The organism is Rubripirellula tenax (genome assembly GCF_007860125.1).
Taxonomy (GTDB): domain Bacteria; phylum Planctomycetota; class Planctomycetia; order Pirellulales; family Pirellulaceae; genus Rubripirellula; species Rubripirellula tenax.
Genome location: NZ_SJPW01000007.1, coordinates 588,873 through 602,525 on the forward strand (window position 1 = coordinate 588,873; position 13,653 = coordinate 602,525).

General features: G+C 56.2%; 12 protein-coding genes. 4 read left to right on the top strand and 8 right to left on the bottom strand.

Annotation, left to right across the window (positions count from 1 at the left end; all coding sequences use genetic code 11):
- Nucleotides 1-19 precede the first annotated feature (19 nt).
- From groES to leuB, 6 genes are all read right to left on the bottom strand, one after another.
- On the bottom strand, nucleotides 20-337 hold the full coding sequence (groES, locus tag Poly51_RS25740; RefSeq protein WP_146461503.1) for a co-chaperone GroES: 318 nt from the start codon (nucleotides 335-337) through the stop codon (nucleotides 20-22).
- A gap of 280 nt (nucleotides 338-617) precedes the next feature.
- The gene (gene acpS / locus Poly51_RS25745; RefSeq protein ID WP_146461505.1) at nucleotides 618-1,004 is read right to left on the bottom strand and encodes a holo-ACP synthase; all 387 of its coding nucleotides are present in this window, start codon (nucleotides 1,002-1,004) and stop codon (nucleotides 618-620) included.
- Nucleotides 1,005-1,011: 7 nt separating this feature from the next.
- Nucleotides 1,012-1,989, bottom strand: a complete 978-nt coding sequence (gene trpS / locus Poly51_RS25750; protein ID WP_146461507.1) for a tryptophan--tRNA ligase — start codon at nucleotides 1,987-1,989, stop codon at nucleotides 1,012-1,014.
- 103 nt (nucleotides 1,990-2,092) lie between these two features.
- Nucleotides 2,093-2,872 carry a TatD family hydrolase gene (locus Poly51_RS25755; protein WP_146461509.1) on the bottom strand — a complete coding sequence of 260 codons (780 nt, stop codon included), beginning with the start codon at nucleotides 2,870-2,872 and terminating at the stop codon, nucleotides 2,093-2,095.
- 5 nt (nucleotides 2,873-2,877) lie between these two features.
- Nucleotides 2,878-3,912, bottom strand: coding sequence for a phosphatidate cytidylyltransferase (locus tag Poly51_RS25760; RefSeq protein WP_146461511.1), 1,035 nt, complete (start codon nucleotides 3,910-3,912; stop codon nucleotides 2,878-2,880).
- Between the two features lie 2 nt (nucleotides 3,913-3,914).
- Nucleotides 3,915-4,988, bottom strand: coding sequence for a 3-isopropylmalate dehydrogenase (gene leuB, locus Poly51_RS25765; RefSeq protein WP_146461513.1), 1,074 nt, complete (start codon nucleotides 4,986-4,988; stop codon nucleotides 3,915-3,917).
- 256 nt (nucleotides 4,989-5,244) lie between these two features.
- On the opposite strand from leuB, the gene Poly51_RS25770 reads away from it, so the two are divergent.
- Nucleotides 5,245-6,492 (top strand): glycosyltransferase family 4 protein, encoded by a 1,248-nt coding sequence (locus Poly51_RS25770; protein ID WP_146461515.1) that lies wholly within the window; start codon nucleotides 5,245-5,247, stop codon nucleotides 6,490-6,492.
- Between the two features lie 109 nt (nucleotides 6,493-6,601).
- Nucleotides 6,602-7,555 (top strand): ThuA domain-containing protein, encoded by a 954-nt coding sequence (locus Poly51_RS25775; protein WP_146461517.1) that lies wholly within the window; start codon nucleotides 6,602-6,604, stop codon nucleotides 7,553-7,555.
- A gap of 88 nt (nucleotides 7,556-7,643) precedes the next feature.
- Here Poly51_RS25775 and Poly51_RS25780 read toward each other — a convergent pair whose 3' ends face one another.
- Nucleotides 7,644-9,077, bottom strand: coding sequence for a sigma-54-dependent transcriptional regulator (locus tag Poly51_RS25780; protein WP_146461520.1), 1,434 nt, complete (start codon nucleotides 9,075-9,077; stop codon nucleotides 7,644-7,646).
- Nucleotides 9,078-9,148: 71 nt separating this feature from the next.
- Nucleotides 9,149-11,689, bottom strand: a complete 2,541-nt coding sequence (locus Poly51_RS25785; RefSeq protein WP_186775808.1) for a PAS domain S-box protein — start codon at nucleotides 11,687-11,689, stop codon at nucleotides 9,149-9,151.
- Between the two features lie 321 nt (nucleotides 11,690-12,010).
- On the opposite strand from Poly51_RS25785, the gene Poly51_RS25790 reads away from it, so the two are divergent.
- Nucleotides 12,011-12,382, top strand: a complete 372-nt coding sequence (locus Poly51_RS25790) for a hypothetical protein (RefSeq protein WP_146461524.1) — start codon at nucleotides 12,011-12,013, stop codon at nucleotides 12,380-12,382.
- 229 nt (nucleotides 12,383-12,611) lie between these two features.
- The gene (locus Poly51_RS25795) at nucleotides 12,612-13,568 is read left to right on the top strand and encodes a porin (RefSeq protein WP_186775809.1); all 957 of its coding nucleotides are present in this window, start codon (nucleotides 12,612-12,614) and stop codon (nucleotides 13,566-13,568) included.
- The last annotated feature ends 85 nt before the right edge of the window (nucleotides 13,569-13,653 follow it).

The following is a 13,653-nucleotide window of genomic DNA, read 5'->3' on the forward strand; positions in this document are numbered from 1 at the left end:
TAAATGGACGGGGATGGGCTTACTCGACAACCGCCAAAACGTCGTCTTCTCGCATCAACAGGTATTCGACGTCATCAATTTCGACGGTTTCACCTGCATAGCTGCTGAACAACACCATGTCGCCAGACTTCAATTGGCTGGCCGCACGCGTGCCGTCGTCGAGCAGTTTGCCGCTGCCGATGGCAACGACGGTTCCCCGAGCGGGCTTCTCACGAGCGGAATCGGGAAGCACGATGCCCCCGGCGGTGGTTTCTTCGCTTTCGACGCGTTGAACGACAATTCGCTCGCCCATTGGTTGCAAACGGACCTTCGACTGTTTTTTCGTGGCTGTTGCCATCTCCGGGTACCTTCTTCTTTAGATGATGAAAGGGATGTGAGTGTTTTGATAGAACGCCATTCCGCGCAGCTTTGGCAGGGAAAGCGATGTGAACGTGCCAAAGAGCAATCGCTGTGCCAGAGACAAAAATGCCGCTGCAAGTCATTTCCAGGCATGGACTTGCGCAACATGGCCTCGTGCCGCACCGAACCTCTTCAACCATTTTGGCAGATCATTCGGATCGATGATCCCGCGTGACGATTTCACTAACCCCACGGTCGGGCGGGTTCACCCTTTGGGTTCATTCAAGTTCATCGGTCGCCAACACATACGCAGTGGCGTGGGTCCGACAGGCACCCAACGAAACGTGCAGCTTTTCGATCCCGACTTGCTCGGCCCACTGGGCTGCCGATCCGGCCAGGACGATCGTGGGTCCCTCGCCGGGGCAGACATCGATCTCGATTTCGGTCCAGCGCACACCTTGGTTACGACATCGCATCGCTTTCATCGTGGCCTCTTTCGCCGCCCAACGCTTAGCAAAGTGTTGCGTCGCGTTGGCCGCGCCAATGCAATACGCGATTTCATTGGCGGTATAAACACGCTCCAAAAATTGCTCGGCGTGCGCTTCGATCATCTTGGCGATGCGAACGCATTCGACGATTTCCGTTCCGGTACCGAGGATTGGCATAGCAACCCTATCTTAACCCACACGCGGTTTGGGCGCGCTGCAAGACATCGCCGGCGACGTTACGGGCCCGCTCGGCACCCTGCCGCAACGTATCGTGTACGAAATCGAGGTTCTTTTCGAGGTCGGCGCGTTTTTCGCGGGCCGGCGCAAAGAACGCTTCGCTGGCTTCGGCGATCGCTTTCTTAACTTCGCCATACCCGAAGCCACCACGCCGGTACGTCGCAGCCATCGCTTCGATGTCAGCGTCCGAGGCAAACAAGCGGTACAGATCGAAAAGATGATCGCCTTCGGGATCCTTGGGATCTTCCATGGCACGGCTATCCGTCGTGATCCGCATGATCTGCTTGCTGATCGTCTTGACGGTGTCCAGGTTCTCGTCACAGAACAACGGCAGCGTGTTGTCGTAGCTCTTGCTCATCTTTTGCCCGTCCGTTCCAGGCACCTTGGCCCCATTTTCGAGCGTCTTGGCTTTGGGAAGTACGAACGTCTCACCAAATAAGTGATTGAAGCTGCCGGCCAAGTCTCGACAGACTTCGATGTGCTGAACCTGGTCTTCGCCGACGGGCACGATTTCCGCGTCGTAAGCCAAAATATCGGCCGACATCAGCACCGGGTACGTGAACAGACCTGCGTCGGCGACTAATCCTTTCGCCTTCTTTTCTTTGTACGCGTGACACCGTTCGAGCAGTCCCATCGGTGCGCCCGAAAGCAGAATCCAATTCAGCTCGCTGACCTCGGGAACGTGCGATTGGACGAACATCGTCGCCTTCGCGGGATCCAGTCCAAGCGCGAGCAGGTCGAGCGCCGCATCGATCACAAACCCACGAAGCCTGGCCGGGTCACGGACCGTCGTTAAGGCGTGCAGGTCGGCGATGAAATAAAACCCATCGTTGTCTTCTTGCAGGTCAATGTACTGGCGAATGGCGCCAAAGAAGTTGCCCCAGTGGGGACGGCCGGTGGGCTGGATTCCAGAAAGTACGCGCATGGGAACCGGAATAGGTATTAGGGAACAGGTTTTAGGTATTAGGAAACGGGTGCCCCGGTGACCCCGGTGACCCCGGTGACCCCGGTGACCCCGGTGACCTCGCTTAGGGTAACTGGAAAAGTCGCTTGGCGTTTTCGGTGGTGACACCCGCCAAGTATTCGGCCGTGACACCGCGGACATCCGCTAAGCACCGCAGCGTGTGTTCGACACGCGCGGGTTCGTTGGGCCGCTTGCCTCGCAGCGGCTCGGGGCTCAGGTACGGCGAATCGGTCTCGATCAGCAAGCGGTCCTCGGGGACTTGTCGCGCAACATCACGCAGTTCTTCGCTCTTTTTGAACGTTACCATTCCGGCGAAGCTGATGTGCAGATCCAACGTCAAAAATTGATCTGCCAACGCCATCGAACCGGTGAACGAGTGCATGATTCCGGGCGGCACGGTCGATTGCCGAGCCAGTTGTTCGTAAATCAGATCGCCGCTCTCACGCATGTGGATCACAACGGGCAGTTTCGTCTCGCGGCACAATTGCAAGTGGCGATCGAAGTATTCGTGCTGGTCGGCGATCGGCGTGTCGTCCCAATAGCAATCCAGCCCCGTTTCACCAACACCGCGAACGCCCGGATAGCCGGCAAGTTCTTCAATGATCGCAAAATCACCGTCGGCAGCCTCGGCAACGGAATTGGGTTGAATACCGACGACGGCGTACAAGTACCCTGGATACTGGGCCGCCAACTCGCAAGCCCTGCGACTGGTCGCGACATCGATCCCAATGACTCCGATGCCCGTGACGCCGACGGCACGTGCTCGATCGATGATATCGTCGACACCGTCGGCAAACGTATCGGAATTCAGGTGCGCGTGTGTGTCAAAAAGGTTCAACGTCATCGGTATCAGGCTGACCAAAAGAAACGGGTCAAGTGGTAAAACACAGGCGCGGCGAAACAGATGTTGTCGATCTGGTCGAGCACACCGGCGTGCCCTTGCACCAACGTCCCCGTATCGGTGACGCCACGGTCGCGTTTGATCGCGCTCATCGTCATCGTTCCCGCACTGGCCATCACCGTGGCGACGGCCCCCAGAATGCCCGCCTCCCACGGATAAAACGGCGTTGCCCAATACAGTGCGGCCGCGACCAATCCGGTGGTCACCATCGACCCGACAAAGCCTTCCCAGGTTCGCGAAGAATTGATGCGTTCGGCGATCATATGACGCCCGGCCAACTTGCCCCATGCTCGTTCGAATACTGAAGCCAATTGAGCGATCAGCACGAAAAAGACCAGGACGCTGGCCGTGCTGCCCTTCCAAACGGTGCCGTCGGTCTGCACCAATCTCAAGTCCAAAAGGGCAGGCGCGTAACTGAGCGAATAGACACAAATCAGCAGGCCAAACTGAATCTTGGCGCATCGTTCCAAAAACCGTTTGTAGTCGCCCGCAATCGCCGCTCGCGCGGGAATGAACAAGCTGGCGTATACGGGAATCATGATGCTGTAGAAATCGTAGTAGTCGATCCCTTTGTGACCGCCCAACGATCCTGGGGGCGTGCTGCCTAGCGCGATCAAAACGTATTGCAATGGCGTGAAGATGAAGAACACCCAAAACAAGGTTCGGTGGTCGCCACGCCGCGTCGGCGTCATCGTGATGAATTCGCGCAGTGCCCAAAACGACACCAGCCCGAACATCATCACGACACCGATACGCCCCAACAACAAACCAAAGGTGAAGATGGCGACCATCATCCACCACACTCGCAGCTTGTGATTGAAACGGCGAACGATCGCCGACTCGATACCGATCTTCTCACGGCGCGCAAGAATCAGACCCACGATCGACGCAATCACGAGCGTCCCCAGGATCACCGCCAACAGGATGTAGATCCGGGGGTCGCTCCACTGCGACGTTGCCAGTTGGGCCACGATCCATGCCATTTTCAAACGCTCAATCGCTCGATGACCGCGGCGCCCATGGCGGTGGTGCTGATCGAATCAACACCACGAGCGATGTCGGCGGTCCTCAATCCGTCCGCCAAAACACGACCGACGGCGGCTTCGATGGCGTCGGCTTCGGTCGGCATGTTGCACGAATGACGCAGCATCATTGCAGCGGCCAGAATCGTCGCCAACGGATTGGCGATGCCCTTACCGGCAATGTCGGGCGCCGAGCCGTGAATGGGCTCGTACAAACCGGGGCCTCCGTCGCCCAGCGATGCGCTGGGCAACATGCCAAGTGATCCAGGCAACATCGATGCTTCGTCGGTCAGAATGTCGCCGAACATATTGCCGGTCACGACCACATCGAAGTCTCTCGGCCGATTGATCAAGTGCATCGCCATCGAATCCACCAAGACGACGTCGTACTTCACGTCCGGAAATTCTTCTGCCATCACCCGCGCGGCAACTTGCCGCCACAAACGGCTCGGTTCCAGCACGTTCGCTTTATCGACACTGGTCAAGCGACCGTCGCGGCCTTGGGCGGCCTTGGCAGCCAAACGAACGATGCGTTCGACTTCGGGAACGCTGTAAACCATCGACTGGAATGCCGATTCCGTTGCGCCGCTGCCGGTGCGTCCGGACGGGCCGAAGTAAATGCCACCGGTCAATTCTCTTAGAAACAGAATGTCGGTGCCTTCGATGATTTCTCGCTTCAACGGCGATGCATCGACCAATTCCTTGAACAACTTGATGGGGCGCAGGTTGGCAAACAACCCAAGTTCCCTGCGAATCTTCAACAGCCCGGCTTCGGGCCGTGTCTTTGCCGAGGGATCGTCCCATTTGGGACCACCCACGGCCCCCAACAGAATCGCGTCGGCCGCACGACAGGCATCCAGCGTTTCGGGCGGAAGAGGATCACCGCAAGTGTCGATCGCGATGCCGCCAATGATGTGGGATGCGAAAGAAAATTCGTGGTTGAACAAACCGGCAACGGCAACCAGGACCGTGCGAGCTTGTTCGACAATTTCGGGGCCGATGCCATCACCGGGCAGCAGGACAAAGTGAGCTTTCAACGTCGGTCGCTCTTGGATTGGAAGGGATGGGGAGCGGAAAGGGGATGTCGGTACGTCGCCCCCAATCTAGCCCAGCGATGTCAAGAAAAGTAGCCGCGGACGCGGGCCGCACAATCCGGACGACCAATACAGCTTGCCCGCCTTGGCTGATCGGCAGTCTTACCCGTGATTTGGTCGCTGCGTGGCCAGATGGAGCGACCAAGACTTTGGCAAGTCGTTTTCTCCGACGAAGCCCCTCCTTTTGCTGACCTCACGCATGCTTTCACATACCAACCCAGCGCCCGTCGATTCGGCCTCTCTGGCACCCGCCGGCTTGAGCCCCGTCACGGTCAACCCAGTCATCGTGATCCCGGCGACCAAGCCACCAGGGCTTACGCCGTCGATCGATCTGAAGGTACTGCATGTCGTCAATGGCGAACACTTTTCCGGCGCCGAACGCGTTCAGTCGCACCTAGGACGCTGTTTACCGAAATTCGGCATCGGTGCAGGTTTTGCATGCGTCAAGCCAGGCAAATTCGCGGCGATGTTAAAAGAACCGGGTTCCGATTGGGGCGACGGTCACGACGCATCGATGACGAACCGTTTCGATCTGCGCGCCGCAGCTCGAGTTCGCGAACTGGTCATTGCACACGGCTATGAACTGTTGCACGCGCACACGCCACGCACCGCCATGATCACATCCATTGCCGCCCGCATGACGGGGCTACCTTGGATCTACCACGTCCATTCGCCAGCGTCGCGAGACTCATCCAACGCGATGGCAAACCGAGTCAACGCTTGGATTGAGCGACAAGCCCTACGAAGCTGTTCCCATTTGATTACGGTTTCCGAAAGCTTGCGAATGGACTGTATTCGCAAGGGTGTCGCCGAAGAAAAAGTAACGGTCGTTCACAACGGCGTACCGGCCGTTCGTCCGCCAAGAACGGTGTTCCCCACAGTCGGTGGCCGATGGACGATCGGCATGATCGCGTTGATGCGTCCTCGTAAGGGACTGGAAGTCGCGATCGATGCGTTGGCAAAGCTGAAAGAACGCGGCCACGACGTGACACTGCGGGTGATCGGTCCGTTTGAAACAACCGTTTACGAAGCCGGCATTCAGTCGCAAATCGATGCACTGGAGATCCAAGACCGCATCGAGCGATTCGGATTCACCAAAGACGTCCCCGCCGCGCTCGCGGAATTGGACGCGATGGTGTTGCCCAGCCTGTTTGGTGAAGGGTTGCCCATGGTCGTATTGGAAGCCATGGCGGCGGCGGTGCCCGTGATTGCGACTCGCGTCGAAGGTACGCCCGAGGCGGTCACGCACGGTGTCGAAGGCTTACTCGCCGAACCACAAGACCCCGAAAGCCTGGCCGACGCTATCGAAGAACTCGTCACCGGGCGACAGGACTGGCACAGGATGTCCGAATCGGCATTTCAAACCCATGCCCAAAAATTCTCGGATCTGGCAATGGCATCCGGTGCGGCAGAGGTTTATCGGCGATTGCTCAACCATATTCTGTAATCCGAATTCTCTTGCCAACGCTGGCAACGCGAAAACGCGAAGGGTGTACAATGAGCGGTGATTTGCCGCTGCACTTGGCATCCTTCCTTCTTCGCGAGAATCCCCTCCCATGCGTGCTCGTTCTCTTTTGGCGTTGTGCTTCGGCATCGTTGCGACCGTTTCGGCATGTTGTCCCGTGGTCCACTCCGTCGAACCCAAGCACGTATTGATGATGGCCGGGGCGCCTTCGCACGGATACGGCGCCCACGAACACTTTGCGGGACTGAAGGTTCTGCAAGAATCGATCGAGGCCAGTTCTGAAGACGTCGAAGTAACGGTCGTTCGCGGTTGGCCCAAGGATGAAGCGTTGGTTGCGAAAGCCGATGCCATCGTCATTTACTGCGACGGGGGCAAACGCCACTTGGCGATCCCGCACCTTGAAAAATTGCGAGACAAGATGAACGACGGATGCGGGCTGGTGTGCCTACACTACGCCGTCGAGATGGAGAAAGGCCCATCAGGCGACGCGCTGGTCGCATTGCTCGGCGGGCACTTTGAAATCAACTACAGCGTGAATCCACACTGGATCGGCGATTTCAAATCAATGCCCGAACACGCTGTGACACGCGGCGTTAAACCGTTCGCAACCAATGACGAATGGTACTTTCACCTAAGGTTCAGCGATCAAGGCAAAGTCACACCGATCTTAGCCGCGGTCGCCCCCGAAGACACGATGCGGCGTCCCGACGGCGAACACAGCGGCAACCCGTCGGTTCGCAAAAGTGTCGCGGCAGGCGAATTGCAGACCGTTGCGTGGACGTACGAGCGCCCCGAGGGCGGCCGAGCCTTCGGATTCACCGGCGGCCACTACCATTGGAATTGGGGACACGATGACGTCCGCCGCTTGGTCGTCAACGCGATCCGTTGGGCCGCAACTGACGAAGTGGGCGATTCCGGTTCGTCGATGGGAGAATCCGTTACCGTGGGCGAACTTCTTGAGAACCAAGACTACGATCCACCAAAGAACTTCGACGCCGAAAAGATCAAGAGTGAATTCAAATTGGATCTGGTCACCGCGCCGTAGTGACTCACAAAGACATGCGCCAGCGAAATGAGCGTTGCAGTTCCAACTGCGTCGACTAGGCATTTCAGCCTAACAACCGAAACGCTTTTCATAGAACGTCAAACAATTCAAGCCGCGACCGCAGTGTTGTTCGCGTGATGCCAAGTCGCTTCGCGGCTTGCGTCAAGTTGCCATCGGTGTGCTTGAGCACTTCGGCAAAGATTTCCTTTTCGGCGACACTGATCAACTCTCGGTGGATGTCGTCGCTGCCCGCAGCCAATCGCTCGCGCGTCATCGCGGCGAAGTCGAACCCAGTCTTTGCCGAACTCGCCTGACTCTGGGACTCCGCCCGTTTCGTAGTCGACTGTTTTTCACGAATCGAATCCGGCAAGTACGCGGGCACAATCACTGGCCCAGTCGCTTCCAACAACGCATGTTTGACCGCACTTTGCAATTCACGAACGTTACCGGGCCACGCATAGGCGTTGATGATATCGATCGCCTCGGCTGCAAACCCGGTTACCTGCTTATCAAGTTCTTTCGCGAACCGTCTTAGGAAGTAGTTCGCAAGCAACGCGATGTCCTCACCACGTTCTCTTAGCGGCGGCAATTTGATCTTGTAGACATTCAACCGATAGAACAAGTCGCTGCGGAACTCTTTGTCCTCGATCGCTTGTTCCAAGTTGCGATTGGTCGCGGCAATGATCCTCGCATGGGTGCGAATGGTTCCGGTGCCGCCGACTCGCTCGAACGTTTGATCCTGCAAGACTCGAAGAATCTTCGTTTGCATCAGCGGCGTCATGTCACCGATTTCGTCAAGAAACAATGTGCCGTCGTTACACAATTCAAACTTGCCGACCTTCTTGCGTTCGGCACCCGTGAACGCGCCTTTTTCGTGACCGAACAATTCACTTTCGAGCAAATTTTCCGGAATCGCGGCACAGTTGATCGCAAGAAAACGCCCCGCTGATCGCTGGCTGTATTGATAGATTGCTCGAGCAATGACTTCTTTGCCGGTGCCGCTTTCGCCAAGAATCAGCGCCGTCACATTCTGGCGGGCAACGCGACCGATCGAGCGATACACTTCCTGCATCGCCGGACAATTTCCAATCAACAGATCGTTGTCGCCGTCGAACGAGACTTCATCCTGCGAATCGTCGGGCACGATGGCGCGAATGCGCGTCATGCGACTTGTTTCGGCCGCATCTTCGATCAACGGGATCAGCGTATCGGGGTCCAACGGCTTGAGAACGTATTCAAACGCGCCGCGTTGCATGGCTTCGATAGCGGTTTGTGCCGTCCCACGTCCGGTCATCAAAATGATGGGCACCTTGGCGTCGATGCGGTGCAGTTTTTCAAACGCTTCCATCCCCGACATGTCCGGAAGTCGAATGTCGCACAGCACAACGTCGGGCAAAGATTTTAAAAAAGCATCGATGCCTTGCCCAGCCGTCACGCAAGTCGTGACTTCGTCGTCCGGAAACGCCATTTCGATGGCATCCAGGATCAAAGGTTCGTCGTCGATGACTAAGATGCGGGTCATTTATCGAGCTCTTTCGTAGCCGGACTATCGGGAGTTGGAAGACGCGAGCGTCCGGTTCTTACCGACTTCCGCTACGGCTTGGATGGTTGGTGAAGGACGCTCTGAACCAGTCTCAGCAACTGCTCATCGTTGTAAGGCTTCGCGAGGAATCCATTGAAGTCATCCATCTTGCCACCTTCTTGGGCCGGACGACGCAAACCACTGCTAGCGATGATCTGAGCCGATGCGTTCAAGCGGCGAATCGCATCTTTGGTCTCGATTCCGTCCATTCCTGGCATCATCATATCAAGCAACACCAGATCAATCTTGCCACCGTGACTTGTATAAATCGCGATCCCTTCGGTGCCGCTTCCGGCGACAAGAACCTGATACTGATTCGCCTCGAGCGTCTCTTTCGCGGTTTCCAAAATCAAGCGTTCATCGTCAACGATCAGGATCGTTTCGCCGTCCCCTGCTTTGACGGTATCATCCCGTTCCGAATCAGCGATCTCGGTCGATTGTTTCGACGACGGCAGATAGATCGAAAACTTCGTTCCAGCGCCCAATTCGCTGAAAACCTGAATGTCACCGCCACACGAACGAATGATTCCGAGCGTCGTTGCCAAGCCCAAACCCGTCCCCTTGCCTTGAGCCTTGGTCGTAAAGAACGGGTCAAAAATACGTTCGATGATTTCCTTGGGGATGCCATGACCGCTGTCGGCGACTGTCAACAAGACATGTGGACCGGCGGTCAATCCAATGGTCCGGTTGGCGTGGGATTCATCCACGTCAAAGTTCTCGGCTTCAATTTCCAAACGACCACCATCGGGCATCGCATCGCGAGCATTGACGGCAAGGTTCATGATGACTTGGGAAAGTTCAGTGCTGTCACCGTCGATGTTTCGCAAGTTTGCCGGAACTTTGACATGCACGTCGATCGTTTGTTGCAGCGTGTGACAGAGAATTTCTTGAAGCTCGCTCAGGACTTCGCCGATATCTACGCGACTTCGCACTCCATCGCTGCCGCCCGCAAAAGCAAGCAGCTTTTTGATCATGCGTCCGCCACGGTCGGCGCTGGTGATGATGTTGTCCACCAACCGCTCGGGCGACTTGCTGCCGCGTCGCAGCAACTTCGCACTCATCACGATCGGCGTCAGCACATTGTTAAGGTCGTGAGCGATTCCGCCGGTCAACGTTCCGATACTTTCGAGTCGCTGATTGCGACGCTCGTTTGCTTCTTCACGAATTCGATCGGTAATGTCGATCAAGAACAACAACTTCCCGACAGGAACGCCCTCGTCGTCGCGAATCAGCGATCGGCGTTGTTCCAGCACGTACTCGCGACCCTGTGGAGAAACCCACGATCGCTGGGACGTCGATCGTCCCGTTTGCATCATGGTCTCGCTATCCTGCTGCCAGACTTCGTCTTCGGCGGATAACAATTCAGCGGCACGCAAGCCGATCATCTCGGACTCGGTATGACCAAAAAGTTTTTCCGCAGAGTCGTTACACGATCGAACACGCCCATCGAGTTCGCAAACCAAGACTGCGTCTTCGATCTGTTCTAAGATCGCGGCATACTCCCGGCGTTTCGCCTGACTGTCTTTCAAGTCACTGATGTCGCGGAACTTGACCGTCACCAAGTCGTCCGTTGCGGTCTTGGTGCGTACCGAATTTCCCGATACCGCGAACTCAGTCCCATCGGATCGAACCATCACATGATTGTTGAATTCGAACATTTGCTCGCTGGACGACTGAAAGTCATCGGCAAACGTTCGAACCCCATCGTGTCGATTGCTGGGAACGAAGTCCAACAACGATCGGCCAACGGTATGTTCGACTTTCACACCCAAAATTCTTGCTGCAGCGGGATTGATCAATCGGATCCGAAAACTCTGATCTCGAGTGACAATCCCTTCAAATGCCGAATCGATAACAGCCGCCAATTCGGACTGTTCGGCCAATAGCGCTACTTCGGCAGCGTCGCGTTTCTTGCGGTCATGCCGAGCGGCCAGCCCAGCCGCCACGATCAAACTGAGTGCCAGCACGTGCCCAGCGGTGATGGTGGTTTGCGATAGGTTCGACAGGTAGTTCGCGTGCGTTTGAGTCGCCTTGAGAACCTTGGTTTGATTGGCCACGATCGTTTCGGCAACCGATCGAGCTCCATCCATAGCTATCCTGCCTCGCCCCGATTTCACCAAATCAAGCACTTCATCGGTAACCCGCAACGACGGCTCGCGGCGACGCATTTCGATCGTTTCCTGCAAGTGAGCGTGCTGCTTTTCAAATGAAGCACGCAATCGCTTGACGTTTTCGATCAATTCGCCGTTTCCATCCGCCAGAACGTTCAGTTCGCTGAACCGCGCCTCGGCCTTCGCGACACCGTCGTGGTAGGGAATCAAAAATTCGACGTCGCCGGTCAGCAGGAATCCTCGCTGGCCCGTCTCGGCGTCTGTCATGGCCGACAACAACTGGCTTGTGGCTTCGCGAATTGCGAAGGATTGCGCCACCTTGTCTTCGCTTTCGCGGATCGAAAGCGTATTGACGTAGGTGATGATTCCAAAGACTGCAACCGCCACAAAGGCAACAACGATGACGCTAGGAAGCCAATAGGTGCGGCTCGGATTTCTCATGTCTGGATGGCGGATTTCGCCATCATTGTTTTGTGATTGGAATGGAAACGGGTCAGGTCGATGCCCGTGGTCCGTCGATTTTTTTAACCGCGACGCGTAAGCGGCCGGGTCTGTTCGCATTACCCGATTGCCTCAAGCTGGCTGAATCGTGGTCGGCCGGCGAAAACGTTCGGTAAGTACTAACAGGAAATGAAATTGTAGTCCTGACCACGGTTCAGTGGTACACGAAGTGCAATGCCCTGCTTGCCAACAATACAAATCACCAAGCTCCCCGTTTCAGAACACGGTATCCCACTGACGCCTTCACCCATTACAAACGAAATGCTTGATAGCTTGTACCAAGCCAACGAAAACGAATGGACTGGATGCCATTGGCAGACCGAGTTCGGGCCCCGTCATTTGAATCTGAGCCGGGTTCGGTCGCATCAAGCACGCTGGATGGCCGAGGCGACGTCGGGCGAGGAATCCAACGATTGGGAAGAGGCGACTCGGTTCTTAACCCAAGTAGAGACCGATTCACAAACGGCTCGCTGTGCGGCGAAACGAGCAGTAGCGATGGCCAAGTCAGGCGAATTCTGCACCGCAATGGCGGAGGCTCAGATCGCGGTGGATTTGGAAAAACAGTATCCGAAAACGAGTCATTGGAAAAAACTTTTGGATGCGATCGCGGCGATGAAATCGAATAAATTTTGATCGCATAGGACAGACTTCGTCCGCCGACCACGGTGACGCGTTGTAAATCGGAGTTGCTATCCGTTGCATTCCCTTCATTCAATAAGTTGAAACGATTGGGGCAGGGTTATCTAATCAAAGCTGCCGGATGATGTGCTACCGCCGATCGAGTCGACAAAGTCGGAGTGGGACTTTGGTTTCAGATCGGACCAGCCACGTGAGACCACCAGGGCATTCGAGAGACGGAATGATGAAACGTTGGCAAGCAGTCAGTCTGGCGTTGGCAGGATGTGTTCTGGGTAGCAACTACGCGGTTGCTCAGTCCACCGCGGAATCATCCGTAGTGTCAGCCCAACCGATGCACGTGGAACCACTCGAAGACAGCGGTCTGATCGATGCCGGCGATCCTGTTCAGGAACTTGTAACGATTGAGCAGTTTAATCGTTTGCAACAACAGCTTGATGATCTGGTGGCCGGACAAGCGATGGCGTCTACGCCCGCTGTACCTGAAACGAAAAAGTCCTATCCAGACTTCAAAATCACGGGATTTTTTCAGCTCGACACAGCCTACTTTGACCAATCCGATGCAAGTGTCGCGACGCTTGGCGATATCCAAGATGGCACAGGTTTCCGACGAGCGCGAATCGCAGCCGTTGACAATTTGACCGAACGTGCGTCGTACCAAATGGAGTTCGATTTCGCTCAGGCGCAGGCTCGGTTTGTCGACGTCTGGGGCCAAATCAAAGATACGCCGGTCGGCAACGTCCGCATCGGACGTTTTCGTCAGCCGTTCGGCATGTCTGAATTGACCAGCATTCGCGAATTGCCGTTCTTGGAACGTCCAACGGTCTTCGCACTCGCACCATTTCGCCAAACCGGCATCATGCTATTCGACACCGCCGTCGACGAACAAATGACGTGGGCCGTGTCAGGTTTCCGAACACTTTCCGACAACTTTGGTAACGTCTACGGCGACAACGGCGGCTACGGAACGGCGGAACGCATCACGGCCTTGTTGATTGATCGTGGCGACTGCCGAGTGCTGCACGTTGGGCTCGACCACAGCTACTTGAATCCCGGCCGCGACCAAATTCAGTACGCAAGCCAAGACGAGATTTTTGTCGGGCAACAACCCAACTTTGGACCGACCGGTCTAAGCGTCTTGGGGTGTCGTCTCGCCAGGGCGCGAGTTTACGCGGCCAATTGATGGTTCGTGGTAGCTTTGGGTGCGTAAGGTCGTATCGACGCCTCATTAGCCTTCAAGACCGCGCCATAGGTTGACTCCCACGTTC

Excerpts from the sequence above, each read along its gene's own strand:
- groES (WP_146461503.1), bottom strand. The coding sequence starts at position 337 with ATGGCAACAGCCACGAAAAAACAGTCGAAGGTCCGTTTGCAACCAATG.
- acpS (WP_146461505.1), bottom strand. The coding sequence starts at position 1,004 with ATGCCAATCCTCGGTACCGGAACGGAAATCGTCGAATGCGTTCGCATC.
- trpS (WP_146461507.1), bottom strand. The coding sequence starts at position 1,989 with ATGCGCGTACTTTCTGGAATCCAGCCCACCGGCCGTCCCCACTGGGGC.
- Poly51_RS25755 (WP_146461509.1), bottom strand. The coding sequence starts at position 2,872 with ATGACGTTGAACCTTTTTGACACACACGCGCACCTGAATTCCGATACG.
- Poly51_RS25760 (WP_146461511.1), bottom strand. The coding sequence starts at position 3,912 with ATGGCATGGATCGTGGCCCAACTGGCAACGTCGCAGTGGAGCGACCCC.
- Poly51_RS25770 (WP_146461515.1), top strand. The coding sequence starts at position 5,245 with ATGCTTTCACATACCAACCCAGCGCCCGTCGATTCGGCCTCTCTGGCA.
- Poly51_RS25775 (WP_146461517.1), top strand. The coding sequence starts at position 6,602 with ATGCGTGCTCGTTCTCTTTTGGCGTTGTGCTTCGGCATCGTTGCGACC.
- Poly51_RS25780 (WP_146461520.1), bottom strand. The coding sequence starts at position 9,077 with ATGACCCGCATCTTAGTCATCGACGACGAACCTTTGATCCTGGATGCC.
- Poly51_RS25785 (WP_186775808.1), bottom strand. The coding sequence starts at position 11,689 with ATGAGAAATCCGAGCCGCACCTATTGGCTTCCTAGCGTCATCGTTGTT.
- Poly51_RS25790 (WP_146461524.1), top strand. The coding sequence starts at position 12,011 with ATGCTTGATAGCTTGTACCAAGCCAACGAAAACGAATGGACTGGATGC.
- Poly51_RS25795 (WP_186775809.1), top strand. The coding sequence starts at position 12,612 with ATGAAACGTTGGCAAGCAGTCAGTCTGGCGTTGGCAGGATGTGTTCTG.